23 protein-coding genes are annotated in these 25,712 nt (G+C 70.1%); 19 read left to right on the top strand and 4 right to left on the bottom strand.

Annotation, left to right across the window (positions count from 1 at the left end):
* Positions 1-1,452, bottom strand: coding sequence for an endonuclease/exonuclease/phosphatase family protein (locus tag ABZY11_RS07625; protein ID WP_356478238.1), 1,452 nt, complete (start codon positions 1,450-1,452; stop codon positions 1-3).
* Between the two features lie 72 nt (positions 1,453-1,524).
* On the bottom strand, positions 1,525-1,959 hold the full coding sequence (locus tag ABZY11_RS07620) for an ATP-binding protein (protein ID WP_356478237.1): 435 nt from the start codon (positions 1,957-1,959) through the stop codon (positions 1,525-1,527).
* 44 nt (positions 1,960-2,003) lie between these two features.
* Here ABZY11_RS07620 and ABZY11_RS07615 point away from each other — a divergent pair, with 44 nt between their 5' ends.
* The 7 genes from ABZY11_RS07615 (at position 2,004) to ABZY11_RS07585 (ending at position 7,838) form a co-directional block, all read left to right on the top strand.
* Positions 2,004-2,180, top strand: coding sequence for a DUF397 domain-containing protein (locus ABZY11_RS07615; RefSeq protein WP_356478236.1), 177 nt, complete (start codon positions 2,004-2,006; stop codon positions 2,178-2,180).
* Positions 2,173-2,406 (top strand): DUF397 domain-containing protein, encoded by a 234-nt coding sequence (locus ABZY11_RS07610; protein ID WP_356478235.1) that lies wholly within the window; start codon positions 2,173-2,175, stop codon positions 2,404-2,406. The genes ABZY11_RS07615 and ABZY11_RS07610 overlap by 8 nt, the downstream gene beginning before the upstream one ends.
* A 330-nt stretch (positions 2,407-2,736) precedes the next feature.
* Positions 2,737-3,162, top strand: a complete 426-nt coding sequence (locus ABZY11_RS07605; protein WP_356478234.1) for a DUF6507 family protein — start codon at positions 2,737-2,739, stop codon at positions 3,160-3,162.
* Positions 3,159-5,948 (top strand): hypothetical protein, encoded by a 2,790-nt coding sequence (locus tag ABZY11_RS07600; protein ID WP_356478233.1) that lies wholly within the window; start codon positions 3,159-3,161, stop codon positions 5,946-5,948. The genes ABZY11_RS07605 and ABZY11_RS07600 overlap by 4 nt, the downstream gene beginning before the upstream one ends.
* An 11-nt stretch (positions 5,949-5,959) precedes the next feature.
* The gene (locus ABZY11_RS07595) at positions 5,960-6,811 is read left to right on the top strand and encodes an immunity 49 family protein (protein WP_356478232.1); all 852 of its coding nucleotides are present in this window, start codon (positions 5,960-5,962) and stop codon (positions 6,809-6,811) included.
* Positions 6,812-6,818: 7 nt separating this feature from the next.
* Positions 6,819-6,959, top strand: a complete 141-nt coding sequence (locus tag ABZY11_RS07590) for a hypothetical protein (protein ID WP_356478231.1) — start codon at positions 6,819-6,821, stop codon at positions 6,957-6,959.
* Positions 6,960-7,019: 60 nt separating this feature from the next.
* Complete coding sequence (locus ABZY11_RS07585; RefSeq protein ID WP_356478282.1) at positions 7,020-7,838, top strand: immunity 49 family protein; 819 nt, start codon at positions 7,020-7,022, stop codon at positions 7,836-7,838.
* A gap of 266 nt (positions 7,839-8,104) precedes the next feature.
* Here ABZY11_RS07585 and ABZY11_RS07580 read toward each other — a convergent pair whose 3' ends face one another.
* Positions 8,105-12,199, bottom strand: a complete 4,095-nt coding sequence (locus ABZY11_RS07580) for a hypothetical protein (protein WP_356478230.1) — start codon at positions 12,197-12,199, stop codon at positions 8,105-8,107.
* Positions 12,200-12,281: 82 nt separating this feature from the next.
* On the opposite strand from ABZY11_RS07580, the gene ABZY11_RS07575 reads away from it, so the two are divergent.
* From ABZY11_RS07575 to ABZY11_RS07540, 8 genes are all read left to right on the top strand, one after another.
* The gene (locus ABZY11_RS07575; protein ID WP_356478229.1) at positions 12,282-12,716 is read left to right on the top strand and encodes a hypothetical protein; all 435 of its coding nucleotides are present in this window, start codon (positions 12,282-12,284) and stop codon (positions 12,714-12,716) included.
* 92 nt (positions 12,717-12,808) lie between these two features.
* Positions 12,809-13,468: a DUF402 domain-containing protein gene (locus ABZY11_RS07570; RefSeq protein WP_356478228.1), complete on the top strand. Its 660-nt coding sequence runs from the start codon at positions 12,809-12,811 to the stop codon at positions 13,466-13,468.
* Positions 13,469-13,737: 269 nt separating this feature from the next.
* Positions 13,738-14,046, top strand: a complete 309-nt coding sequence (locus ABZY11_RS07565) for a hypothetical protein (RefSeq protein WP_018101695.1) — start codon at positions 13,738-13,740, stop codon at positions 14,044-14,046.
* Between the two features lie 179 nt (positions 14,047-14,225).
* Positions 14,226-15,098 carry a hypothetical protein gene (locus tag ABZY11_RS07560; RefSeq protein WP_356478227.1) on the top strand — a complete coding sequence of 291 codons (873 nt, stop codon included), beginning with the start codon at positions 14,226-14,228 and terminating at the stop codon, positions 15,096-15,098.
* Positions 15,088-16,458, top strand: a complete 1,371-nt coding sequence (locus ABZY11_RS07555; RefSeq protein ID WP_356478226.1) for a hypothetical protein — start codon at positions 15,088-15,090, stop codon at positions 16,456-16,458. Before ABZY11_RS07560 ends, ABZY11_RS07555 begins: the two co-directional genes overlap by 11 nt.
* On the top strand, positions 16,455-18,005 hold the full coding sequence (locus ABZY11_RS07550; RefSeq protein WP_356478225.1) for an SCO6880 family protein: 1,551 nt from the start codon (positions 16,455-16,457) through the stop codon (positions 18,003-18,005). The genes ABZY11_RS07555 and ABZY11_RS07550 overlap by 4 nt, the downstream gene beginning before the upstream one ends.
* A gap of 86 nt (positions 18,006-18,091) precedes the next feature.
* Positions 18,092-19,510, top strand: coding sequence for an ATP-binding protein (locus tag ABZY11_RS07545; RefSeq protein ID WP_356478224.1), 1,419 nt, complete (start codon positions 18,092-18,094; stop codon positions 19,508-19,510).
* 1 nt (position 19,511) lies between these two features.
* Positions 19,512-21,104: a type VI secretion protein gene (locus tag ABZY11_RS07540; RefSeq protein WP_356478223.1), complete on the top strand. Its 1,593-nt coding sequence runs from the start codon at positions 19,512-19,514 to the stop codon at positions 21,102-21,104.
* On the opposite strand, the gene ABZY11_RS07535 is transcribed toward ABZY11_RS07540, so the two are convergent.
* Positions 21,096-21,662 (bottom strand): GNAT family N-acetyltransferase, encoded by a 567-nt coding sequence (locus ABZY11_RS07535; RefSeq protein WP_356478222.1) that lies wholly within the window; start codon positions 21,660-21,662, stop codon positions 21,096-21,098. The two genes, ABZY11_RS07540 and ABZY11_RS07535, sit on opposite strands and share 9 nt — an antisense overlap.
* 208 nt (positions 21,663-21,870) lie before the next feature.
* Here ABZY11_RS07535 and ABZY11_RS07530 point away from each other — a divergent pair, with 208 nt between their 5' ends.
* From ABZY11_RS07530 to ABZY11_RS07515, 4 genes are read left to right on the top strand one after another with little or no spacing between them, the layout of a single operon-like run.
* On the top strand, positions 21,871-22,815 hold the full coding sequence (locus ABZY11_RS07530; protein ID WP_356478221.1) for an ATP-binding cassette domain-containing protein: 945 nt from the start codon (positions 21,871-21,873) through the stop codon (positions 22,813-22,815).
* Positions 22,812-23,630: an ABC transporter permease gene (locus ABZY11_RS07525; protein WP_356478220.1), complete on the top strand. Its 819-nt coding sequence runs from the start codon at positions 22,812-22,814 to the stop codon at positions 23,628-23,630. The genes ABZY11_RS07530 and ABZY11_RS07525 overlap by 4 nt, the downstream gene beginning before the upstream one ends.
* Positions 23,631-23,680: 50 nt before the next feature.
* A complete protein-coding gene (locus ABZY11_RS07520) occupies positions 23,681-24,949 on the top strand; it encodes a histidine kinase (protein WP_356478281.1) in 1,269 nt (422 codons plus the stop codon).
* Positions 24,946-25,611, top strand: coding sequence for a response regulator transcription factor (locus ABZY11_RS07515; protein WP_356478219.1), 666 nt, complete (start codon positions 24,946-24,948; stop codon positions 25,609-25,611). The genes ABZY11_RS07520 and ABZY11_RS07515 overlap by 4 nt, the downstream gene beginning before the upstream one ends.
* Positions 25,612-25,712 lie beyond the last annotated feature (101 nt).

The following is a 25,712-nucleotide window of genomic DNA, read 5'->3' as shown; positions in this document are numbered from 1 at the left end:
TCACTTGGCGGGCAGCGGCACCGAACCGTGGATGGAGTAATGGTCGGACAGCCCGACGTAAGCCGTCACCGAGCACGCGCTGAACTGGAAGGGACTGAAGATGTAGTCGATCTTCTCGCCGTCCTTGGTGTTGGGACCGTCATACACACCGTCCTTCTCGGCGCATTCCTGGTACCGGTCGTACATCGTCGTCAGTACGTCGAGGTTCCGAGCGGGCGGGCTCACGTTCAGGTCGCCCCCGAAGACCGGCCGGTAGCCGCGCTGGTCGGCCTTCTCCATGAGCGTCGCCGCCTGCTTCTTCTGCCAGGTGCGCTCGGGATCGTCCCAGCCCTTGCCCCCGGTGCTGAAGTGCGCGGAGCAGTACATGGCGGCCCGGGACGGAACGGTGGCGCACACAGCCGTACGCTGCTCCGCCTTGCGGGTCACCCCGTCGTTGTTCACGTACGTGGCCGGGGACGGCAGGTCGTACGCCTGGTACCAGGCGTTCTCGTCGGGAACCGCGATGGCGACGCCATACGCTCCCCGGTCGCAGCCGTCGGCATCCATGCATTCCTTCTGCGCCTTCAGGCCGGTCCCGTCGACGTTGTAGTTGATCGGCGCGAAGCGCACGTCCCACTCATAGGGGCCCTCTTCCAGCGCCAACTCGACCGGCTTGGCGTGCTTCTCGCAGAACTCCTGGAAGAAGATCACATCCGGGTAGGACGCGGCCTTGGCCAGGCGTTCCTTGAGGCCTGCGGTGAGGGCGGCCTTGCCGATCGGCTCGCCGCCGTTGCACGGGCTCACCTTGTTGATGTTGCCGCAGACGTTCCAGGACATGACCCGCGTCGTGGTCGCGGTGGCTGATCCGGCGAGTGGCGGTACAGCGCTTCCGGCATCGGTGGTGCCCTCCGGAATACCGGCCGCCCCGGCCTTCACCAGGGTGAACCGCTCCCAAGACCCCACAGAACCGGCGCGGGCCCGCAAGAGCCCGTAGTCGTCCCCGGTTTCGTTCTTCTCCGCGGTGACGTAAAGGCCCTCGCTCTGCCCCTTCAGCGCGTACTTCCCGTCCCCCAGCGATTCGAGGTCGAACCGCTCCCAACCACCGATCTTCGCGCCACGGGCCCGCAGCATTCCGTCGTGGGACCCGCCGTCCTCGATCTCGGTGCTGGCGAAGTACCCGCTGGCCTCGAACCGCAGACTGACGGTCTTTCCCTCGTCATCGGTGTGCAGCGTGAACCTCTCCCAGGCACCTATCGTGTCGCTCCTGGCACGCAGCTTGGCCCACTGGTTGTCCCCGTCCTTGATCTCGGTGGAGACGTACTTGCCGGTGGCTTCCGACTTCAGGGCCCACTTCTGGCCGGCGGACTTGGCGATCGCCTCGGTGTCCGCGGCGGATGCCGAGGGCGCAAGCACCAGCGTCACACCCAATACCGCCGCGAATGCGGCGATCCAGCTCGTTACTCTGCGGAACAACTTCCCCTGCCTCCCTGGCGTTTACAAACGGTCCGGGCTCATTTCACGCAGCCCTCTCCCGCCTCCCCTCCCCTACGCCTTGGCCGCGCACTCCACCCAGAGCAGCTTCCCGCCCTGCCCCGGCAGCCCGCCCCGCATCAGATACGCGCCCCAGCACTCCGCGTAGAGCGTGACGAGATACAGCCCGCGCCCGCGTTCGGCCAGTTCCTCCGGCGTCTCGGCGCCCCACCGGAACGGTGCCGGGATGCGCGGATCGGTGTCCCAGGCGCTCAGCCGTACCCGGCCGCGCCCGGCGTCGCGCAGGCGCAGGGCGTACGGCCCCGAGGAGTACAGGTAGGCGTTGGTGACCATCTCGCTGCCCAACAACTCGGCGACCTCGGTGAGTTCGGGCATGCCGTGCATGCGTAGGACGTTACGCAGGGTGGCACGGGCGACGCCGGGGGCGCGGTGATCCTGCGGGAGTTGGATGGTGTATGTCCAGGGCGGGGATACCGTGGCACTGACCATGGAAGTCTCCGTTCACGGGAGAAAGTTGGATCGCGGATTTCCGGTTGCCGAAGTCGTCGTACTGCGGGGAAGGAGATGCGTGTATACACATTTCCGCCTCGCCCGCGCGCACCGTTCGCCTCACCGAATCCGGCGACCCCACCGGAGCAATACTCCACGCCACACCCGCCGCCTGGGCCACCCTCGTACGCACCATCAAGGAGAGCCGCACCCGTGACTGACACCCCTGGCATCCCCGCCGACCTGACCTGGGTCCGCGCCGCGCCCGAAGGCGAGGAGGGGCCGGGCCCCTGGATCGAGATCGCCTTCGGGCCGGACGAACTCGTCTACCTCCGCGAGACCGGCGACCCCACCAATATCGTCACGACCACCCGTACGAAATGGGTGGCCTTCACCAAGGGCGTCTTGGCGGGCGAGTTCGACCACTTCGCCGAGCTCGCCGACTAGCGCCGGAGCCTCACGGCCGAGGAGAAGAACCGGCGTCCGCCCAGGCGCGGGCGAACCGTTCGTGCGCGGGCGGCGGAAGACCCGCATACATCCATAGCTGCAAACACCTCTCCCGACGCTGGCAAGGCTGCGATCAGTACGCATCACCAAGTCATGAGTGAGCCAGTGTTAGCCAATTGCCGATTTGCTGATTGCGCCAGCGATGCCCGGTTGATAGGGATGATCAAGCGAACAACCGTTCGCTCCGCCCAGGGTCAGCTACGTGTGTCGTTGGAGCGGGTCATCAGCCGGTTTCAGCAGGGCGCAACAAAGAAAGAGGGGGGCCTCCCCATGGTGGGGTGGGATATCAGGCCGCAGGGTGTGCAGGGGCAGTTGAGGGTTGTCGGTACGCATGCCGGTGATCTGGAGAAGGCTCTGACGGCGCTGATGACGACGGTGTCGGAGGCGGCTCAGGCGGCGGGTACGGCGGTGCCGGGTGCGCAGGCGGTCACACACGTGCAGGGGCCGGTGGCTTCGGGTCAGGCGCCGTTGTCCCGCCAGGCGATGGGGCCGGTGGCCGCGGCGCTGGGTGTGTATCTGGGTGAGCGCAAGAAGGACCTCAAGGCGGCGGCCGAGCGGATCGAGGCGTCCGTGCTGGGTGCGGTCGAGGCCACCAACGCGTACTGCGAGGGTGATCTGGAGACGGCCAGGCACGCGCAGGACGCGGCGAAGGCCGTACGTCTGGACGTCCTCAAGGGCATGCAGGGGCACCGGTGAGTGACGCCGAGCCGGTCGACCCGGTGGGGATACCGGTGTTCACCGGTGACCTGGCCCTGCTGGACACGAAGGTGACGGCTCTGTCGGGCCATGGGGCCGCGATCGCGACGGCTGCCGGTGATGTGCACAGCAGCTTCGGTGGGCTGAGCGCCTTCTACAAGGCGCCCGAGGCGGAGCAGTTGTTCGCGACGACGGGGCCGGTGGCGGCGACCGGGCTGTCTCTGAGTTCGGACCTGTGCGTCATCGCCGGTGCGCTGAGTACGTACTCGGACGATGCGTTCCCGCTGGTGGAGAAGCTCAAGGAGCTGAAGCGGGATGCGGTCGCCTTCCGGGTCAAGGCCGAAGGCGACGACAAGTGGCGCGAGGACGGTGACCTGGTCGAGGAGAACAACCGGCGCCGTGGCGAGATAGCCGAGGTCTGGACCGCCTTCCAGGAGGTGGAACGGGCCTGTCACGCCAAGATCGTCGCCCTGGTCGGCGGCAAGGCTCTGAAGATCGATGACGGCTCCGGCAAAAAGGAGGGCGTGTACGGGTACGACGCCGAGGCCCTCAAGCAGGCGAAGAGCCTGCCCTGGGGAGAGGCGGTCGAGGAGTCGACGCCCTGGTGGCAGGTCTGGGAGCACGCCTACGACTTCGGCAAGGGCTTCCTCGTCGACGGGGTCTGGGGCACCCTCAAGGGCCTGGGCACCCTGGCCGGCTTCGAGGGCGGGGACGCCGCGGAGCAGGCATGGACCGGCCTGGCGAAACTCGCCACCGGGCTCTCCCCCGCCGCGATGCTCGTCCTGCACGCCCTGCCCGGCGACCACTCCGCCTGGATACGCGACTCCCAGACCGCGGTGAAGGAGACCGGCAAGGCCCTGATCGCCTGGGACCAGTGGGGCAGCAACCCCTCCCACGCCGCCGGAGCGGTCACCTTCAACGTGCTGACCACCGTCTTCACCGGCGGCACCGGCGGCGCAGCAGCAGGCGCGGGCAAAGCCGGCCTCGCAGCCAAGTCCCTCTCCCTCACCAGCAAAACCGCCCGCGCCGTGGACCCCATGACCTACGTCTTCAAAGGCGCAGGCGCGGGGCTGTCGAAGATCAGCGACGTGATGGCTGGGCTCAAGGGCCTGGGCAAGTTCGAGGCCCCAACCATCAACGTGGACGGTGCGATCGCTCTCCCCGAGGGTGCCGTCCACCTCCCCGACGGGGCGATCCACCTCCCGTCGGGCTCGGCGGTCCCGGACGGGGCGATCAAGCTCCCCGACCGCAACATCAAGCTCCCCGAGGGCACCACCACCCTTCCGCCGGGCACGGTGAAGCTGCCAGTGGACGGCCCGTCGCAGTTCATGGACCCCAAGGGCAACATCTACGACGCCGCGGGCGACATCACCCAGCACGCGAAGGACGCCCCGACGAACAAACCGGACGCGGGCACGGACATCCCGCGCGTCGACGCCCCGAAGGTGGACTCCCCGACCACGGTCGGGGTCCCGGAGCGCGCGCTGGCAGGCGTCGGCGGCCGCGGCGACAACGCGATCCGCCTGGGCACCGACATCTCCGACCCAGTCCACGTGGGTGACCACACACCGGGCGCCCGCCCGGACGCCACCTATGGCGGCCACGCGGGGCACGGGCCCTCCAACGCCCTCAACGCTCCCCGGGGCGGCCACGGCGACACCCCCTCCACGGGCAGCCACACGGACACCCCGTCGACCGTCGGCCACGCGGATGGCCCGGGCGGCACCGGCCACACGGACGGCCCGTCCACCGTTGGCGGCCGCCACGAGCCCCCGCCCGCGGGCGGCCACCACCCGGACGGGCCGGGCGGCACGGGCGCCGACCGCCACGAGCCTCCGGCCTCGGCGGCCCCTGACGAGGTGACCCGCGCGGCCCACCGCGCGGAGTACGAGGCTGCCCGTGAGGTTCCGGTCAAGGACCGAACGCCTGAAGAAAATATGGCTATCACCCGCGAGCACGTCCGGTTGGCCAACGAGGACCCTGTCTGGCGGGCGGAGCATTACGACAAGTGGAGGCTCGGCTATCGCAACAATGCCGAGGAGCTGGTCGACGGCCAACTCCTGCCAAAGCTGACCGAGAAGGCTCCCGGCACTTGGATCGCCGTATCCGACATCCCGCACGCACACCCGGGCGGGTTCCACCTCACCCCCTTGGAGAGGGGCAGGGCCACTGTCGCCCCCGACGACCTCACGCATCTTGACAAGGTCGCGGCTAAGCGCATGGCAGGCATGGACCTGACCGCGGCCGAGAAGGTCTTTGAGAAGAATCCGAGCTTTGAGAACGCGTACGACCTAGCTCACGCGCAGGAGCACTACAGCCAGACGGTCGGCGAGGGCGTCGCTAACAACTCCAAGCTCGGCGAGGATCTTGGAGAAGAGGCCGCGAGGCGCCACATGCTCCTGCAGAAGGAGTTCGAAGGTGCCCATGAGATCACCGACCTTCCTGAGACGGCCAACGGTTCGAAGAGGTTCGACCAGCTCTGGCGTGACAAGGACGGCAACCTCGTCATCGTTGAGGCGAAGAGCCCCAATGGGACGCTGGAGTGGCGCCGTGGTAACGGTCGGCTTGACCGCCCCTTCATGGTGAAGCAGGGATCCCTCGAGTACGTCCGCACGATCATTGCCGATATGAAGGAGCGCGTCATGACTTCACCGGGGGAGGGCAAGCACATCATCGAGCTCGAGAACGCCATCAAGTACAAGACCTTGCGCTACGTCCTTGTCCAGGCCTCTGAGAACACCGGTCAGTATGCTGGGGCCGTGCTCAAGCACTTCGAACTCTTCTAAGGAGAAACGCGTTGGTCTCGACCATTCCCCGCCACCCCTTTCCCACGGGGAACGCGGAAGCGGGCCTCGCCGTTCTCCAGGAGAGCGTCGACGGATGGATCGACGGTCTGGAGGCGGACTCCACGGGTCTGGGCGAGGCCTTCGACACCTCGCTCATGCTGGCTAATGGGCACTGCCTGCTGGATCCGCGAGGTTCGATCTTCCCCACCTGGGATGCCTGGGTGAACGCGATGCAGATCGGCTCCGCCGTGTTCGCCGCGGCGACCACGACCGAGGGCCACGTCCAGTGCCGTATCGCGCACAAGGACCGCACACTCCAAGCCACTGGTCCGCAGCGGTACGTGACCCCGGGCACCTGGCTCGCCGCCTTCTACCTCGCCGTGGTGTGCCGGGAACGGGACAGGATCACGGCCCTGTGCCGAGTGCCCCTGTCTCTGCTGCGGGAGAACGGCGCGCACTACGACGAGTTCGAGTACGCCTGGATCGATGCCCTCCAGACGTACTGGCTCGGCGGCGACGGCTTGGGCTCGAAGCTGGTGGCCGCGGTCGACGGCGCGGACTCGGACACCATCGCCGACCAGGAGACGGTGGGCAAGCTCCTCTACCCGCCGATGGAGATGTTTCACCGGGTCATCCGCAACGACCACGCCGGCTTCAACCGCGCTCTCGCCGCCGCCCTCCAGTGGCACAAGGAGTACTGGACCGATGAAACCCGGGCCGGTCTGATCTCGGGGCTCGTCGCGCTCGCACCGCTTGCCATGGCCTGCTTCGCCCACGACGCGGGCATCCCCATCGAAGTCGAGTCCGAGTACCTGCCCGCCACCCTCCTGGGGCGCAACTGGTGCGGCGAATTCCCCACGTAAGGCATACATGACCACCGTCGTTCCCCGCCACGCGTTCCGTACGGACAACGCGGCCGAGGCCATGGCGCCGATCGTCGCGTCAGCCCAGGACGCAGTCGAGGGCAAGGGCACGCACGCTGGAGCGGCCCTCGAATACTTCAAGATCTGAGCCTGGCAAGGAAAATCAGTGGTTACGAGCGTGTCTCGCCAGCGCTACCCGGTGGCTGAGATGGAGGCAGTCGTCCCTGTCATGGAGAAGTCCCTGGCGAATTCGCTGCAGACCATCGGGACCTCACATGACGCCAGGATCGGGGCGCTGACAACGTCCCTGAATGTGGCGCGCGTCCGCTGTGTCGGGGACCCGGACGCGGTGATGCTGGAGACTTGGGAGTCCTGGCTGCTGGCCATGCAGGTGCGCTCGGCGGTTTTCGCCGCCGCAATCACCGATCAGGAGACCGTGACCTGCAAGATCCGCCAGGAAAGGCGGCAGCTCACTGCCACCGGTCCGCAGTTCTATCTCAATGCGGGGACCTGGCTCGACGCTTTCTTTCTGGCGCTGATCTGCCGGGAGACGGCCCGCCTCGACATGCTGGCGCGGGTGCCCGCGTCGTTGCTGCGTGACTGCGGTGGTGTGCTGGACGAGTACGTCTACGCCTGGGTGGAGACACTCCGGAGCTTCTGGCTGCGGCGTGACGACGTCAGCCGGCACCTGGTGCGGGCCGTGGACCTGAGCGCTCCCGAGGCCACCCACGTCCTCGACGCCGAGACCATGGGCAAGCTGGAGTACCCGCCGATCATGATGCTCTACCGCTACTTGCGCAACGACGCAGCAGGCTTCAACGAGGCCCTGAACGACGCTCTTCGCCGGCACAAGGAGTACTGGACGGCCGACGAGGACCGCACCCAGAACATCGAAGGGGTCATGGCCATCGCCCCGTTGGCCGTGGCGTGCCTGGCGAAGGCCAACGGCATTCCGATCGAGGTCGAGTCCGGCTACCTGCCGAGCGCCCTGCTGGACTTCGCCTGGCGCGGCGAATTCGACGCGTAGCCTCCAGAAAGAGCGACGCAGTGGGCTCCGTCGCAACCACGACCGAGGGCCACGTCCGGGCCGCATCGCGCCCGAGGACGGGCCCTGACACCGGAGCTGCGGAACTGGGATCCGGGCGACTGACGGACGGCGTCCGGATGCGTGCTCTGCCTGCCCGTCAGACCGCCGGGGACCGGCTCGGCCGGCGCACACGCCCAGTCCATATTGAGTCGGACGGCACCTACGGCGCCCTGAGGATCGCCGAACCCTCCGGCTGGTGCCGGGCCTCACCGCCGAGGAGGAGCACCGGCGTCCGCCCAGGCACGGGCGAACCGTTCGTGCGCAGGCGGCGGGACGGCGGTCGGAGGCGTCGGCGCGGGGCGCGGGGCCTTCGCGGCGGTGAGTTCCTTGCGGACGGCGCGGTGGTGGTCGAGGGTCCAGGTGTTCCAGCGGCGTACGGTGCGGTCGGCCGGGCGGTCGAGGACGTGCAGCTGGAGGTGCAGGGCCGCCGCGTCGCGGCCGACGCCGAGGGACGCCGCCACCTCGTCCACCAGGTCCGGGACGCTGGAGAGCGGGTTGGCCTCGTACTGGCCCGGCGGGACCGGGGTGGTCGTCGAGCGGTCGGCCAGCGCACGCAGGGCCGTGAGCTGATCGGCGGGGATGTCCGTGAGCTGGTCGAGCAGCAGGCGGGCGCCCTCCGCGGCCGGGTCGCCGACCGGGCGCTCGGTGAACGCCCAGGTGAGGGCGGTGACCGCAGCCCGTATCCCGTCGGCTTCCAGCGGGCGTTCCGCCAGGCGCCCGGTGAGCAGGGCGGTGGCCCAGGTCGCGGGCAGGCCGTGGTCCTTGGTTAGCGCGGCGGCGTGGCTGCCGTCGTCGGCGTACGGGGTGACCGCGAGCCGTTCGGACCATTCGGCGGCCATCCGGTCCGCGGCGGCGGTCATGCCGCCGGGGGCCCAGAGGTCCGCCGGATCGGCGGGGACGGCAGCGCCGAGCACGGCGCGCCTGCCCCCGGGGCCGAGGCGTCGCCGTATGTCGTCGTACTCGTGCGCGGTGGTCCGGTCGGCCTTGTACGGCTTGGCTCGGCACAGCTTGCGGTGGGCCGTGTAGTCGTCGCTGCCGGCGAAGCCGTCGAGCACCAGGGCAGCGATCGCGCGCGGCACCCCTGTACGCCACCGGAACAGGTCCACGGCTTCCTCGGGCACGGGCAGCGGGCCGCGTTCGGCGAGCAGGGCGAGCAGGCGGGGAAGCCGGGTGGTGTCGTCACCCGCGACGGTGCGGGTCTCGCACTCCTCGGCATCGGCGGGTGCCGGGTCGGCGGCCCGCTGGAGGAAGGGGGCGAGGTCGCTGCGGACCGGGCCGGAGGCCACCGGGGCGCCGGACGCGCGGAGTTCGGCGATCCGAGGCTCGGGGGCGCGGCCGGTGCGCCAGGTGGTGCCCGGTTCCGCGAACGGCTGGCGGCTCCACACGTCGAGCAGCGCGGTGAGTGCCTGCCGGTGCTCGTCCGGGGTGGCGGCCACGGTGGCCCGCCAGGCCACGGCGTCGATCCGGCCGGTCAGCACCGCCCATTCGGACGGAAGGGCGGGCAGGGCCAGCACCCGCACCTCGTCGTCGATCTCGCCACGCAGATACCGGCCGTCGGCGGCGACCGCGGTGAGGAGGGCCGACTGCGGCTGCAACGGCCGTTCCTCGTAGCCCCGCAGTTGGGGCAGCAGGCCGTGCAGGGCCGGGACGAGCCGGGTGTCGGGCACCGGGTCGGGCAGCTCGACGACCGGTCCGGAGCGCATGACGGCCACCCTGTGGGACAGCTCCCGGCGGCGGCGCAGCACATCGGCGGCGAGCCGTGCGGCGCGGGCGACGCCCTGCCGGATCCGGGGGTCGGTCACCCCGGGCAGTGCGTCCCCGGCGCCGGATCGCAGCAGCTCACGGACGGCCGCGTCGGTGACCGTACGCAGCGCACGGGAGGAGGGCTCGTCGCGCGGGGTGAGGAAGTGCCAGAAGGCGGGTGGCGGTACGGGCCCGGCCTGCTCGCCGAGGGTGGCCCGGACGGGTCCGCGGTGGCGGCTGCCGGCAAAGCCCCGGACCTGCCAGAGCAGCGAGTTGTCCCCGGCGGCATGGCAGCGGACGGTGGTGCTGCCGACCGCGACGGCGTCCTCGCCGCCGGCCGGAAGCGCGAGGATGCCCCACGGGCGGCGGCCCCAGGTGGTGGTGCGGTAGGACGCGGTACGGCCGTCGGCGGACTCCAGCACGAACTCGCGGGGCGAGGGACCGGCGTACGGGGTGCGGTAGTTGACCCGGCAGCCGGTGAGCCGGCCGTCCTGGCCGAGCGGGGACGGCGGGGCGCCGGGCGGCAGTTCGGCGAGGATGCGGTGGTCGGGGAAGGGCCTGGTGCCGTCCGGCAACGTGTCGGGGCGGTGGAAGTCGGGCAGGTTGCGGTCGGCGGTGGGCACGCCGGTGGCGGGGTCCAGACGGGCCCATCCCCTGCCGTGGTCCTCGCTGAACACCGCGGTGCTCCAGAAGTCCCGGCCGTCGTACATCTGGTAGTCGCGGTGGCCTATCCCCCTGGTGTCGCCGGGGCGCAGGACGTTCTCGCCGTCGAACCGGCCGCCGCCGTCCGGGGTCTGGAACTGGTAGCCGAGGCCGCCCTGGATGCTGCCGCCGTAGGGGCGCAGCCCGTACGACTGTTCCGGTTCGAATGTGTCGGCGGGGTTGTCGGACCAGTACGCCACCGTGTCGGGCCCGTTGTCGTCCCTCGTGACGGACCAGGCTACGAGGAACTGGCCGCCGGCCCAGTGCACCGTGGGGCGGAGGGCGCCTTCCGGCAGCTCCAGGGTGTGCGCGCCGCGCCGGCCCGCGTGGTCGACGGCGACCGCGCGGGTCTCCCCGTACACGGTGAGCACCGGCCAGGTGCAGGTGGTGTACACCGTCTCGTCCGGCCGGAATTCGGCGAGGGCCTCCTCCAGGGCGGGCCAGCCCAGCTCCTCGGGCAGGCCGGCGCGCAGGGCGCGGGTCAGCGGGCCGGTGAGGTCCAGTGCGTCGAGGGCCTCCTCGATGCCGTCCAGGGCGATGGCGGTGGGGCGGTCCAGGAGGTCGTGCAGTTCGTCCAGGGCCTCGTCGGCCGCGGCGAGCCCGCCGCCGCGCAGGCTGTCGAGCAGCTTCTCGATCCGGCCGTGCACCTCGGCGGCGATGCCGGGATTGTGCGGAAGCCGGCTGATGGCGCTGCCTCCCCGGGACCGGAGCCCGGCGTGCACCGTGCCTTCGAGCCGGGAGCCGAACACGGGATCGGCGGCGAGGGCCCTGAGGTCGCGCTGCGCGTCCTTGTCCCAGAACTCCAGGGAGACGGTGGGGCCCGGGTCGTGGACGGGTACGCCCTCGGCGAGGCAGACGTCGAGCAAATCGGCGTCCAGGTGCGGCCACTGGTAGCGGTCCTCGTGGAGCCGGACCGGGGTGCCGTCCTCCTTCAGCAGCGGTGCGAACCGGGCCACCAGGTCGAACAGCTCGGCGGGCATGGCCTGGCGGCACACCCCGCCGCCGGAGGGGCGGTGGGAGTACTGGGTGGCATACCGCCGCAGCCACTCGCCGAGGCCGCCCTCCGGGGTGATCCGCCCGGACGCGGCGGCGTCGGCGGCCCCGCAGCCGAGGAGCAGCCGCAGCCAGGCGGCCGCGTCGTTCTTCGACTCGGGGAAGAGGTCGAGCAGCGCGGCGGCCCGGTCGTCGGCCGGCCGGTGAGCGGTGAGCGGGGCGAGCGCCGCGTCGAACAGCCGGTCCGGGACGGCCTTGCCGCGAGCGGACACGAGCACCTCGCCCAGCACCCGCGCCTCCTCGTCGGCGCCGAGCCCGGCCGCGCGTGCGGAGTCCCGGACCCGGCGGGCCAGATCGGCGGGAAGCTCGCCCGGCGACGCCGTCCAGATGGTCAGCAGCCGCACGAACTCGCGGTGCGCGTCCCCCGGTTCGAACACCTCGGCCAGCCAGGCCGGGGCCCCGCTGAGTTCGGTGGCGGGAAGCGCGCCGAACCGGGCGAACAGCTGAAGGTTCGCCCACCGCCAGCCGGGATCGACGGGCAGTTCATGGGTGCGCTCCGCGGCGCGCGCACAGGCGTACGCACGGGCGGCGGACCGACGGTGCGTCTCCAGCATCCAGTGCCCGATGGTGTCCCAGAACCACGGCAGGTGCGCGGCCGGCAGACCCCGGGCCAGGCGCACCGCCTCGTCCACGAACCGTCCGGGCTTCTCCCAGGCCCGATGCCTGCCACGGCCCGCCCGCTCCAGCACGTCACGGGCGTCGGCCTCGGCGCCGGGGGCCTGGGCGCGCGCCCAGTCGGCGTACGTCTCGGAGATGCGGTGATTGGCCGGGAGCGGGACGGGAGTTCCGGTGCTGCTGGTCATGTGTACGAGTCTGGCAGGCGGCACTGACAACGAACCGCGGGAGCTTGTGCAGGGCAATGGGACCCCTATGTAGGGTCCCGGCATGCCTGCCTTCCGCGACTTCAACTTCAAGCTGCTGGTCATCGAGAAACTCATGTACCAGGACAAGACGCTCACTCCTGCCTTCAGCATCGATGAATGCCTGCGGGCAAAGGGAATCGAGGACGCGCAGCTCTACGCGTTCGACAACGATCTCGACTACACGGTGCTCGACGAGGCCCGCGCCCACTTCGAGGCACTGGAGATAAGCGAGGAACTGCTCGCGACGGTGGACACGCTCCTCATCGACGGCGGGCTCCAGGTGTACTACGAGTGCTCCCCGGTCTGGGACGGCGAGGACGACCTGTTCGACGTGGGTTCGCTCGACGACCTCGACCTGCTGCCGAACCTGCGGCGGCTCATCGGCGCCCGGGACTGCGGGCTGGGCGTCCCGTTCAAGGCCGAGGTCCTCGCCGCCCGGGGCATCGTCGCCGACTGAGGCACGCCCGCACACGGCTGCGGCTCCGGTGACTCCGGGTCAAGTGATCGGACAACGTGTTCGGTCACCGCGCCGCGGGCATGATCAACGGCATGAACGACGAGCCGGGCCGGATCCTCCGCTGGAACTTCTTCATCGGCGGCCACCTGAGTGCGTCGGTGCCCGTACGCCTCGTCGAGCGCACGGACCGAGGCCAACTGGTGTGGATGGAGAGCGGCACGCCGATGTGGCGTACGGAACTTCCGCGCGGGGCACACCTACGGGACATCGCCCCGGACGATCGCCCGGCCGACGGCTACCCGGTGGTGGCCGACCGCTGGCCGATGGGCAACGCGCTCTTCTACCAGCCGGCCGGTGCCGCGCACTCGGTTCTCTGGCTCTTCGGCCGCAGACAGAAGTTCCGTGGCTGGTACGTAAACCTGGAGCGCCGGATCCATCACGGTGACGACATCGACATCACCGACCACGAACTCGACATCAATATCGCGCCGGACCGGAGCTGGCAGTGGAAGGACGAGGAGTCCTTCGCCGAGAAGACCGGCCATCCCGTCTACTGGTCGGCCGACGAAGCGTCGGCGATCCGGAACGAGGGCGCCTCGGTCGCCCGGCTCGCCGAGGCCGGAACGTTTCCCTTCGACGGGACCTGGTGCGATTTCCGGCCGCCGACCGCCTGGACCACGCCGCCCCGGCCGCCCGTCCCACGCCATCCTCTTCTCAGACCACCCCAAGCTCCGAGCAGCCCGACGCGCTGACCAGGGCATGTTCAGAATTCTCGGCCAGGGTGGCGGGATGGCAATCATTGCCCGGGGTCACCCCTCGTGATACACAGAGTAACCATACATATTCGGTCACATATTGATTCGATCCGCAGGTCAGGGCGGTGGGACCGGTCAAATGTGCGGGATCCGGGTAAAGAGAGCCGTCGAGCCGTCGTACGAGAGCAGTTTCATCAGCGAAGATAGAGAGCGACCCGTGCCGTGCGGCATGGGCAATGAACTACCCAACAGGGGCGGTGACTTACATGATCCTGGCAGCTGAAAAGGGCGACATCACCACCATCATCGGCGGAATCGCCCCGAACTGGGGGCCGTTCGGGACCTTGGGCAACGAGGCCCGCGTAATGATCGAGGTCGTGATGGCCATCGCCATCCTGCTCTGCCTCGGCATCGCGGTGTGGGGTGCGGCGAAGCAGCGCATCGGCGCGACGGCACTGCGCGACACGTTCAGCGCCGAGCAGGGCAAGGGGCTGATCGTTGCCGGTCTGACCGGTGTGTTCATCATCGGATCGCTCGGAACCCTGTTCACCATCGTCTACGGAATGGCCGTCTGACCGGCTGTCATCCCATGCCAGGGGCAGTCCCGCCCACCCCCCACACCATCCGTCCGTCGTGCCCACCGGCAGAGGTTGCGTTCCCTGATGTCGAGTCACCACACCGCGTCCGCGCGGAATCCCGCACGGCTACCGTCGTACTACCTGGTTCAGGCAACGGTTGAGGGGGCGTACGCGGCATGAGCCTCGACGACGACAACGGCTACGGCAACGACTCAGGCCGTACGGACGATGGATACAGCACCATCGGCGGTACGCGCCAGACCCGTACCCGCCTTCCCGACGGCGAGGGCGGCGACGGCTACAACGCTTCCCGCCGCCCGGCCCGCGGTTCCCGCTCGCTCGTCACGGTGGTCGGCGTGGTCGTCCTCCTGATCGCGGCCATCGCGTTCGCCAACATGGGGGGCGGCGGCAAGAACGACAACGACGGCGGTTCGGGGAGCGCGGGGAACAAGCCGGGGGCGGCGTCCACGGCGGCTACGGGGACGAAGCCGGTGACGGGGAAGAACGGGTCGATTCCGTCGGGGTTCGCGCATGATGAGCAGGGGGCGCAGAGTGCGGCCTCCAACTATGCGGTGGCGCTGGGTTCTGACGGGATGTTCAACGCGGTCACTCGGCGGAGCATCGTTCGGGCCACCCACGACCCGGCTGTCGTGGAGACGCTACTGGCCGACCTGACAAAGGCCTACTCGCCAGGCTTCCTCAAGAACGTCGGCCTCAACGACGACGGCACCACCCCCAGCGGCCTGACGTTCGTTTCCCGCACCATCCCGGTAGGCACGAAGGTGGTCGAACGGAGCGGTGACACAGCCACCATCGAGGTCTGGTGCACTGGCCTCGTCGGAATGGCCGGACAAGGCTCCACCAAGCCCGTCACCGCGACATGGTTCACCATCTCAGAGAAGCTCAAATGGGTTGGCGGCGACTGGCGAATCGAGTCATCGAGTCAGACGGAAGGGCCCACGCCCGTCAACGGAGACAACAGGGCGTCCACTGCCGACGAGATCGCTGGTGCAGTTGAGGGATACGGAGGCTTCACCTATGCCCGCTAGCCACCACCCGAGTGCCCGGTCCCTCCTGGCAATCCTCAGCAGCCTGCCGATCACAGTGGTGTTGCTGGCTTCGCGGGCAGTCGCAGCCCCCTCTCCGTCGCCCACACCATCGCCCAGCAAGAGCGACAACGCTTGCGACCTCATCGTTGGGCTCGCCAAGGACTACTGCGAGGACGGCGACGCCGCCCCCAAAACCGACGCCCCCTCCACCCTCGACAACTCCCTCGACCCCCTCTCCTCGCTCGCCCGCGGCTGCGCCGACGCCGCCACGTGGATCGTCGGCAAGCTGAGCGAGGCCGTGAAGAGCACCGCCAACGTCGACTTCACGAACACCAAGTTCCTCCAGCAGTACGCGATCGTCTTCGCCGCCTCCACCGTCCTCACGCTCGTCCTGTGGCTGCTCGCCGTCGCCAAGCGGGCGATCCGTGGCGTGCCGCTGACCACCGCGATCTCCGAGGCCATCGGGTTCCTGTGGCTGACGGTCCTCGCCTCCGCGTTCACTCCGCTGATCCTCTACACGATCGTCTCCGCGACCGACGGCGTCACCGAAGTCATCGCCACGTCCTCGGGCGGGCAGACCGACGTCTTCTTCGGGTCGTTCGCCGAAGCCCTCAAGAAGGGCTCCGACATCGGCGGCGGACCGATCATGCTGATCGTCGTCTCGCTCGTGTCGATCCTCGCCGCGGGCATCCTCTGGCTGGAGCTCGTCATCCGGGCCGCCCTGCTCTACGTCGGCGCCCTGCTCGGCACCGTCGTCTACGCCGGGCTCGTCGACAAGAACATGTGGGGCCACGTCCGGCGCTGGGCGGGCATCATGGTCGCGGTGATCATGGTGAAGCCGGTCATCGCGGTCGTGCTCGGGCTGGCCGGTGCGCTCTCCCAGAACGAGGGGCCGAACGCGATCTCCGCGGTCGTGTCCGGTCTCGCCATCATCCTGCTGGCCATCTTCGCCTCCGCGATGATCTACCGGTTCGTCCCCGGCTTCGGCGACGAGATCCAGGGCGCCCGTACCAACCGCAAGCAGGCCACCGACGGCTCCCAGGCCGCCGCGATGATCAGCTCCCCGGCCGCCCTCGTCTCCCAGGGCATCAAGACCCACAGCAGCCGCAGCGGCCAGAACAGCGGCGACGGCGGCAACGGCGGCGGCCGGCCCGCCAACGCGATCAGCGGCGGGGTCGCCGCGCACAGCTCCCGCGGCTCCGGCGGGAGCGGAGTCGGCGGCGGATCTGTCCCCTCCGCCGCACCCCCGCCGCGCAGCGGATCGGGGCCGACCTCCGGCACCCCGCACGGCAGCCGCTCCCACCGAGGTGGCGGATCAGGCAGTTCAGGTAACAACAGCACGGGAGGTGGAGGGCGTTGACGACTCCGTCCCACACGATCGCGCCCCGCCGTACGTATCTCATCGGCCGGGCCCGGCCGAACGCGATCGTCGGCAAGAACCGCGAGACCGGCGAGATCGCGCTGATCATCGCCGGCGCGTTCCTCGGCATGATGAGCGGGCTGATCGTCCCGATCCTGTCCCTGCGGATCGTGCTGCTCACGGGCTTCCCCCTGCTCGCCCTGGCGATCGTGTACCTCCCGTACAAGCACCGCACCTTCTACAAATGGTTCGAGATCAACCGCAGCTACAAGCGCTCCCTGCGCCGCGGTACGTCCTACCGATCCGCCGCCATGGAGGCGGGCGTCGGCGCCGACGGGCGCGAGGTCGAGATCGGACCGCCCCCCGGCATCGGCCGGATCAACTGGCTCGCCGCCCCCTTCGGCCCGGACGAGATCGCCGTCCTCCTGCACGCCGACCGCCGCACCGTCACCGCCGCGATCGAGATCGAGGGCCCCGGCGTCGGGCTGCGCGACAGTGAGGACCAGGAAGCGCTCGTCGACCGGTTCGGCACGCTGCTGAAGCACGTCGCCAACGGCGACGGTTTCGTGACCCGCATTCAGATGCTGGCCCGTACCCTGCCCGCCGACCCCGACGCACACGCCAAGGACGTCGCCCAGCGCGGCGACAAGACGTCCCCGGGCTGGCTCCAGGAGTCGTACGACCAGCTCCAGTCCATGGTCTCCACCTCCAGCGAGCAGCACCGCGCCTACCTCGTGGCCTGCATGCACTACACCCGCGAGCTGGCCGCCGAGGCCAACGCCATGGCCCGTGCCGCCCGCCCCCAGGCCGGCCGCAGGCTCGACCGGGACGCGGGCCTCGCCGTCGTCATGGCACGCGAGCTCACCGACATCTGCGCCCGCCTCGCCGAGGCCGACATCCGGGTCCGCCAGCCGCTCGGCCAGAGCCGGCTCGCCTCCCTCGTGCACTCGATGTACGACCCCGACCACCCCATCGACCACATCCAGGCCATGACCAAGCGCAACGCCTGGCCGGCCGAACTGGACGCGGTCGAGCCGACGTTCCTCCAGGCCAAGACCCGCGAGTCGGTCACCCGCGCACCCTGGTGCCACTCCACGGCCTGGGTGAAGGAGTGGCCGATGACTCCCGTCGGCGTCAACTTCCTGGCCCCGCTCCTCGTCCACACGCCCGATGTGATCCGTACGGTCGCGGTCTGCATGGACCTCGAACCCACCGAGGTCGCCATCGAGCGGATGCTCACCGAGAAGACGAACGACGAGGCGGAAGCCAGCCGTCAGGCCAAGATGAACCGCACCGTCGACCCGCGCGACATCGCCGCACACGGCCGGCTCGACCAGCGGGGTGAAGATCTCGCGAGCGGCGCGGCCGGGGTGAACCTGGTGGGGTACATCACCGTGTCATCGCGCTCGCCGGAGGCCCTCGCCCGCGACAAGCGGACGATCCGGGCCTCGGCCGGCAAGTCGTATCTCAAGCTGGAGTGGTGCGACCGCGAGCACCACCGCGCCTTCGTGAACACCCTGCCGTTCGCCACCGGCATCCGCCGCTAGCCGCAGGCACAGCGCAGCCCCCGCACCGCACCGCACCGCACGCAACCGAGACAACCGAGAGAACCGAAAGGGAGGTCGGTCACGCCATGCGAGATCCGCTGTCCGCGCTGTCGGACGCCTTCACCGCCTTCCTCTTCGGGAAGGTGGAGACGACCAGGCTGCCCGTCCGCACATCAACGGGACAGGCCCAGGCCGTCTATCTACCCACCGCTGCCCCCGGCCTCGGCGACTCCGGCGTGATCATCGGCCGCGAGGTCTATTCCGGCAAGGGCTACATCTACGACCCCTTCCAGCTGTACGGACAGCAGCTGCCGGCCCCGCACTGGCTGGTGCTCGGCGAGTCCGGCAACGGCAAGTCCGCGCTGGAGAAGACGTACGTGCTCCGCCAGCTCCGCTTCCGCGACCGCCAGGTCGTCGTCCTGGACGCCCAGGGCGAGGACGGCGTCGGCGAGTGGAACCTCATCGCCCAGGAGCTCGGCCTCACCCCGATCCGCCTCGACCCGACCGCCGCCCTCAACGGCGGCATCCGGCTCAACCCGCTCGACCCCGCGATCACCACCACCGGCCAGCTCGCCCTGCTCCGCACGATCATCGAGGTCGCCATGGGGCACGGCCTGGACGAGCGGTCCGGCTTCGCGCTGAAGGTCGCCCACGCCTACGTCAACGAGACGATCACCGACCGGCAGCCGGTCCTGACCGACATCGTCGAGCAGCTCCGCCACCCGGAGCCCGAGTCCGCCGAGGCGATGAACGTCGACATAGACGACGTACGGGCCTGGGGCCTGGACGTCGCCCTCGTCCTGGACCGGCTGGTCGACGGTGACCTGCGCGGCATGTTCGACGGCCCGACGAGCATCGGCATCGACCTCGACGCCCCACTGATCGTCTTCGACCTCTCGCACATCGACCGCAACTCGATCGCGATGCCGATCCTGATGGCGATCGTCGGCGTCTGGCTGGAGCACACCTGGATCAGGCCCGACCGGAAGAAACGCATCTTCCTGGTGGAAGAGGCCTGGCACATCATCAACTCCCCGTTCGTCGCCCAGCTCTTCCAGCGTCTGCTGAAGTTCGGGCGCCGTCTCGGCCTCTCGTTCGTGGCCGTCGTCCACCACCTCAGCGACGTCGTCGACGGGGCGGCGGCCCGCGAGGCCGCGGCGATCCTCAAGATGGCGTCGACCCGCACGATCTACGCCCAGAAGGCCGACGAGGCCAGAGCGACGGGACGCGTGCTCGGCCTGCCCCGGTGGGCGGTCGAGATCATCCCGACCCTCACCCCCGGCATCGCGGTCTGGGACGTCAACGGCAACGTCCAGGTGGTCAAACACCTGATCACCGAGGCGGAACGCCCGCTGGTCTTCACCGACCGCGCGATGACCGAGTCCTCCGCCGCCGAACTCCTCCCCGAGGACGTACGCGCCGCGGACCTGGAGGCGGAGCAGCGCGCGGCCCGGATCGAGCACCAACAACGGCTGAACGATTCGTCCGAGTCGACGGTGGCATGACATGGCGGGGCGCGCTGAAGAACGTACCGGCGGCAGCGGAAGCGGCGGAGGCATCCCGGACGGCCTGCTGATCGGCCTGCTGGCCTTCCTGCTCGGGTTGACGCTGCTGGCGTGGACGGCCACCGGTCTGGCCGGACTGATCGCGCACGGCGCCTGGCCGGAGGGGGTCACGCTCGCCGAGACTCCCTTGGCGATGCGCCGGCTCGTCACCGCACCGCACGATCTCCCGGCCGCCTGGCCGAACACCCCGGCGGGCGAGTTCTCCGGGTACGGGCTCTTCTGGGGCCTGTTCATCGGCGAACTGATGGTGCTGCTGGTGCTGACGGTGTTCGTGCTGGGCGTGGTGGCCCGCTGGCGGGCGGTACGGGCACGGCAGCGGAGCGAGCGTTACGGGGGCGGCAGCGGGGACGGGGACTGGAGCGGGAGCGAGTCCGTACGGGCACGGCAGCGGCAGGAACCCCTTCAGAAGCCGCAACCGCAGCCGCAACCGCAGGCAGCAACGCAAGCACAGACGCCCGCCCCCGCTGCCGCCCCCGCCCCTGCGCCTGCGCCTGCGCCTGCGCCGATCCCCGCTCCCACCCCCGCAGCCCCCGCAGCCCCCGTGGAGCTCACACCGGCCGAGACCGCTCCTCCCACCGGAGCCGGAGTCGAAGTCCCCTCCCCCCGCGCCCCCCTCGTCGTCTACGGACCGGCCGCGACGCGTCGCCCCACCGTCGTCCAGGCCATCCGCGAGGCCGACGGCCCCGCGCTCGTCGTCACCTCCGACCCCACCGTCTGGGCCGAGACGAAGGACGCCCGCGCCAAGCTCGGCCCGGTCCTCGTCTACGACCCGGGCCACCTCTGCGACACCCCGGCCCGTCTGCACTGGTCCCCCACCGCAGGCTGCGAACAGCCCGACACGGCCGCCGCCCGCGCCACCGCGCTCCTGGCCCCGGTCCGACCGCAGGCCCGGATCGACGCGGCGACCGCCGACACCGCGGAAACGCTCCTGCAGTGCTGGCTGCACGCCGCCGCCATCGACGGCCGGCCCTTCCGCCAGGTCCACCGCTGGGCCCTCGGCGGCAGCGCCCACGAACCCGTGCGCCTGCTCCGTACCCACCCCAAAGCGGCCTCCGGACTCGCCGGTCTACTGGAGTCGGCACTGACCGCCCACCCCGAACGCCGCGAGATGGCACAGGAGTTGACGGTGCGGGCGTTCGGCGCGCTGTCGTCGGTCCACATCCGCGAGGCCTGCACACCGAACCGGGCCGATTCGCTCGCGCTGGAATCATTCGCGGGTGAGGGGGGCACCCTCTATGTGGTGGGTGAACCGATCGAGGACCCCCGCTCAGGACCGGGAGCAATGCCCCTGCTCACGGCACTCGCCTCACACGTGGTCGAGCACGGCCGCCGCATGGCCGCACGGTCAACCGACGGTCAGCTCGACCCACCAATGACGCTCGTGCTCGACGACGTCGCCGCGGTGGCCCCCCTCCCCCGGCTCCCGGAGCTGCTGGCGACCGGCCAGGCCATGGGGCTGCCGGCCCTGGCCCTCCTCCGCTCCCAGGAGCAGGCTCGCGCCCGCTGGACCCAAGAACTCACCACCTCACGCTGATGGAACCCGCTCCACCGCGTACTCGATCTCCTGAGCGGACGGGTCGCCCGGCACGGGTACCGATCGCCCGGTCGCCACGAACCCGATCCGCCGGTAGAACGCAGCCGCCCGCGGGTTGTCCTCGTGCACATACAGCCGCACCCGCTCGATCCGCGGATCCGTCAGCGACCAGGCCCAGTCCGTCCCGGCCCGGAACAGTTCCTCGGCCAGACCCGCGCCCCGCGCCTCGGGCCGCACGAACACGCCGACCACATGCGCCTGGTGGACGCTGACCGCCTCCCCGAACCGCACCTCCGCGTCCGGCCGCTCGATCAGCACGGTGACACCGCCGTCCCACCGCCCGTCCGGCGCGACGGCGACGAACTGCCGCGCGTCACCGCTCCCGGTGCCCGACGCGCCGAGCGCCCGGTCCTGCCAGAACTCGTCGGAGTGGGCCACGCCCTGCTCATACGTCTCCAGAAACGCCACAGGGGCGGCCGGATCCCGCAGAGCGGCCAGCCGCAACTCCTTGACCAGGGGCCATTCATCGGCGCGTACGGCTCTAATCACATGTTCCATCCGCCGATCCTGCCTCTGCCGTCCAACCTGCGCAAACAACATTCCCGCACCACCGAACGCACCGCGGACGCACGGCCGGACGTGCGGCCGGACGTGCGGCCGGACGCATCGCCCGCCCGGTGCGCGTCGTACCCCGGTACTACGCGCACCGCCACGTCCCGCCCCGGGTCGGACGCCTGCCGCGGGCCCGCTCCGTAGCGTCGAACGCATGATCAGGGCATACGAACTCACCAAGAAGTACGGAGACAACACCGTCGTCCAGGACCTCGACTTCACGGTCCGGTCCGGCACCGTCACCGGATTCCTCGGCCCGAACGGCGCCGGAAAGTCGACGACCATGCGCATGCTGCTCGGTCTGGACGCGCCCACCCGGGGCCGCTCGACGATCGGCGGCCGGGCGTACGCCGCCCACAGCGCACCGCTCACCGAGGTCGGCGCGCTCCTGGAGGCCCGCTCCGTCCACCCCGGCCGCACCGCCTTCAACCACCTCATGGCGCTGGCCCACACCCATGGCATCCCGCGCGGCCGCGTCGAGCACGTACTCGACCTGGCCGGGCTGACCGCGGTCGCCCACAAACGCATCAAGGGCTTCTCGCTCGGCATGGGTCAGCGGCTCGGCATCGCCGCCGCACTCCTCGGCGACCCGGCGACGCTCATCCTGGACGAGCCCGTCAACGGCCTCGATCCCGAGGGCGTGCTGTGGATCCGTAACCTCCTCAAATCCCTTGCCCAGCAGGGACGTACGGTCCTGGTCTCCTCGCACCTCATGAGCGAGACGGCACTCACCGCCGACCACCTGATCATCATCGGCCGCGGCCGGCTCCTCGCCGACACCACGGTCGCCGAATTCGTCGCCACGGCCGGCGGCGCCTCGGTCAAGGTCGTCACACCGCAGGCCGGTACCCTGCGCGATCTCCTCACCGGTCCCGGCGTCGACATCGACCTGACCACCGGCTCCGCCGAATCCCCCGGCGAGCTGGAGATCCGCGGTACGGACGCGGCGCACATCGGCCGCACCGCGGCCGCCCACGCCATCCCGCTGTACGAACTCACCTCGCGGACCGCCTCCCTGGAGCAGGCTTTCATGGACCTGACCCAGGAGTCGGTCGAGTACCGGATCACCACCCCCGAACCGACCGGAGCCCTCGCATGACCACCGCAGCAGCCCGCCCGGACCACCGACCTCACGCGGACGGACGGAGCCCGTACCGGGTCACACCCGCCCGCGTCCTGCGCTTCGAGTGGCACAAACTCCGGTCCCTGCGCTCCTCGTGGATCACTCTGGTCTCGGCGGCCGTCCTGATGCTCGCCGTCGGCGTGGTCATGGGCGCGACGTACACCTCCGACGGCGGCGATTCCGACGTCGACACCGTGGTCCTGGTCCTCTACGGCTCGGTGCTCAGCGCGTTGTGCACCGTGGTCCTGGGCATCCTGGTCACCGCGGGCGAGTACTCGACCGGCCTGATCCGCGCCTCGCTCGCCGCGGTCCCCCGCAGACTCCCGGTGCTGTGGGCGAAGGCGGCGGTCTTCACCGTCACGGTCTTCGTCATCATGCTCGCCACCTCCCTGCTCACCTTCCTCGTCGCCCAGTTCTTCCTCCACGACACCGACCAGGCGGCCTCGCTCGGCGACCCGGGCGTGTTCGGCGCGGTCGTCGGCAACTCCGCCGCCATCACCCTGCTCAGCCTGATCGCACTCGGGCTCGGCGCCCTGCTCCGCTCGGTGCCGGGGGCGATCGGCGCCTACATCGGCGGCGTGATGATCCTGCCGGAGGTCCTCTCCATGCTTCCGTACGACGTGGTCGAGAGCGCCATCAAGTACTTCCCCACCCAGGCGGCCGGTGTCCTCGGCTCCGCCACCCCGCTGGAGGGCGATGCCTCCACGGGCGGCGCCGTGCTCGCCCTGTGCCTGTGGGCCGGGGCGTCCTTGGCCACGGCTGCCCTGCTGCTGCGCCGACGCGACGCATGACCCGAGGACGGCGGGCTGTGAGGATGGGACGTGTGACGTACGACGAGAAGATCCGGGCCCCGGAATCCACCTCGGACTCCACTCCGGGCGCCACCCCGCTCACCGGTCACATCCAGCAGCTGCTCCAGCGCGTCCGTGCGTTCGACGTGCGCCGGCCGATGGTCTGGGACGGGCTGCTGACCACGTCCTGGATCCTGTTCGCCGTCCTCGACGTCACCTCGGGCGGCTGGCGCAGCGTGGCCATCGACCCGAACGTGTCCGGGACGCTGGTTCTGCTGATGAGCCTGGCTTTCTCCGTGCCACTGCTGTGGCGACGTACGCATCCCCTGGCCGTGCTGGCGTTCACGGCACCGGTCTCGTTGGTGAACGCCTGGTCCGGTGCCGTCATCCAGGCCACCTACCTTCAGGAAATCGTCGTCTTCAACATCGCGCTGCGGCTGCCCGGCCGGGCCCTGGCGTGGGCGGGCGCCCTGGTGGCCGCCCCGCTCCTGGCCGGCGCGGTGCACCACCCGCACAGCTGGGACCCGCTGACCGTCCCCCACCTCTGGGCGTTCGCGCTCTCGGCGATGCTCGGGATCGTGGTCCGTACCCGCAAGGAGTACACCGAGGCCCTCGTCGACCGCGCCCACCGGCTGGAGCTGGAACGCGACCAGCAGGCCCGGCTCGCGGCCGCCGCCGAACGGACCCGGATCGCCCGGGAGATGCACGACATCATCGGCCACAACCTGTCCGTCATCACGGGCCTCGCGGACGGCGGCGCCTACGCGGCGGCCAAGAGCCCGGAACGGGCCGCCCAGGCCCTCGAAGCCATCGGAACCACGAGCCGCCAGGCCCTCACCGAACTCCGCCGTCTGCTCGGCGTCCTGCGCGACCACCCCGCCGAGGCGGACCGCACCCCGCAGCCGACCCTGGACGACATGAACGAGCTCCTCACCGGCGTACGGACAGCCGGTCTGCCCGTACGCCTGCGCATCCGCGGCACACCCCCATCAGCCCCGCCCACCGCGGGACGACAGTTGACGGTCTATCGGGTCGTGCAGGAGGCCCTGACGAATACGCTGAAGCACGGCGGCACGGACCCGTCACCGACCGCGGAGGTCACTCTGACCTACCGGGCCACCGAACTGGAGGCCGTCATCACGGACACCGGCACCGCCGGCCGTCACGGCTCCGAGAGCGGTGGGCAGGGAATCAACGGGATGCGCGAGCGGGCATCCCTCTACGACGGCACACTCGAAGCGGGCCCGCTGCCGGCATCCGCACCCGCGACGGGCTGGCAGGTCCGGCTCCGACTTCCTCTGGAGGACACACCCTCGTGACGACCGTGCTGATCGCGGACGACCAGCCGATGCAACGCTTCGGATTCCGCATGCTGCTGGAGAGCCAGGACGACATGACCGTCGTGGGCGAGGCCGACAACGGCCTCGAAGCCCTGAGCCTCGTCCAGCAGCATCGGCCGGATGTCGCGCTGATGGACATCCGTATGCCGCTCCTGGACGGCATCGAAGCCACCCGACGCATCATCAGGGCCGGTAACCGCACCCGCGTCCTCATCGTCACTACCTTCGACCTGGACCGGTACGCGTACGACGGCCTGCGCGCCGGCGCCAGCGGCTTCCTCGTCAAGGACGCGCTGCCGGAGGAGCTCCTCTCCGGCATCCGGGCCGTGGCGGGCGGCGACGCGGTGGTGGCCCCCAGCCTCACCCGCCGTCTTCTGGACGCGTACGTCCAGCATCTCCCGACCGTTCCCGGCGGCCCCGCCACCCCGGACGCACGCATCGCGTCCCTCACGGAGAGGGAACGGGAGATCCTCACCGTCATCGGACAGGGCTGGTCCAACACGGAGATCGCCGAACGGCTCCACCTCGCCGAATCGACGGTGAAGACACATGTCACGCGCATCCTCGCCAAGACCGGATCCCGTGACCGTGTCCAGGCGGTCATCCTGGCCTACGACACCCACCTGGTGGTGCCGGCATAAAGGGCGGTGAACGCAGAAAAGCCCCGTGTCCCTGCGGACACGGGGCTTTCCCGTAAAAGGAGTTCGGCGGCGTCCTACTCTCCCACAGGGTCCCCCCTGCA

The organism is Streptomyces sp. NPDC006510 (assembly GCF_040611955.1).
Taxonomy (GTDB): Bacteria; Actinomycetota; Actinomycetes; order Streptomycetales; family Streptomycetaceae; genus Streptomyces.
Note: the sequence above shows the minus strand (reverse complement) of the source record. Positions and strands in the feature narration are given on the sequence as shown.

Bases quoted from the DNA above. Each gene is read 5' to 3' on its own strand.
- ABZY11_RS07620 (WP_356478237.1), bottom strand. From the start codon at position 1,959: ATGGTCAGTGCCACGGTATCCCCGCCCTGGACATACACCATCCAACTC.
- ABZY11_RS07605 (WP_356478234.1), top strand. From the start codon at position 2,737: ATGGTGGGGTGGGATATCAGGCCGCAGGGTGTGCAGGGGCAGTTGAGG.
- ABZY11_RS07590 (WP_356478231.1), top strand. From the start codon at position 6,819: ATGACCACCGTCGTTCCCCGCCACGCGTTCCGTACGGACAACGCGGCC.
- ABZY11_RS07585 (WP_356478282.1), top strand. From the start codon at position 7,020: ATGGAGGCAGTCGTCCCTGTCATGGAGAAGTCCCTGGCGAATTCGCTG.
- ABZY11_RS07580 (WP_356478230.1), bottom strand. From the start codon at position 12,199: ATGACCAGCAGCACCGGAACTCCCGTCCCGCTCCCGGCCAATCACCGC.
- ABZY11_RS07575 (WP_356478229.1), top strand. From the start codon at position 12,282: ATGCCTGCCTTCCGCGACTTCAACTTCAAGCTGCTGGTCATCGAGAAA.
- ABZY11_RS07570 (WP_356478228.1), top strand. From the start codon at position 12,809: ATGAACGACGAGCCGGGCCGGATCCTCCGCTGGAACTTCTTCATCGGC.
- ABZY11_RS07565 (WP_018101695.1), top strand. From the start codon at position 13,738: ATGATCCTGGCAGCTGAAAAGGGCGACATCACCACCATCATCGGCGGA.
- ABZY11_RS07560 (WP_356478227.1), top strand. From the start codon at position 14,226: ATGAGCCTCGACGACGACAACGGCTACGGCAACGACTCAGGCCGTACG.
- ABZY11_RS07555 (WP_356478226.1), top strand. From the start codon at position 15,088: ATGCCCGCTAGCCACCACCCGAGTGCCCGGTCCCTCCTGGCAATCCTC.
- ABZY11_RS07545 (WP_356478224.1), top strand. From the start codon at position 18,092: ATGCGAGATCCGCTGTCCGCGCTGTCGGACGCCTTCACCGCCTTCCTC.
- ABZY11_RS07540 (WP_356478223.1), top strand. From the start codon at position 19,512: ATGGCGGGGCGCGCTGAAGAACGTACCGGCGGCAGCGGAAGCGGCGGA.
- ABZY11_RS07535 (WP_356478222.1), bottom strand. From the start codon at position 21,662: ATGGAACATGTGATTAGAGCCGTACGCGCCGATGAATGGCCCCTGGTC.
- ABZY11_RS07530 (WP_356478221.1), top strand. From the start codon at position 21,871: ATGATCAGGGCATACGAACTCACCAAGAAGTACGGAGACAACACCGTC.
- ABZY11_RS07525 (WP_356478220.1), top strand. From the start codon at position 22,812: ATGACCACCGCAGCAGCCCGCCCGGACCACCGACCTCACGCGGACGGA.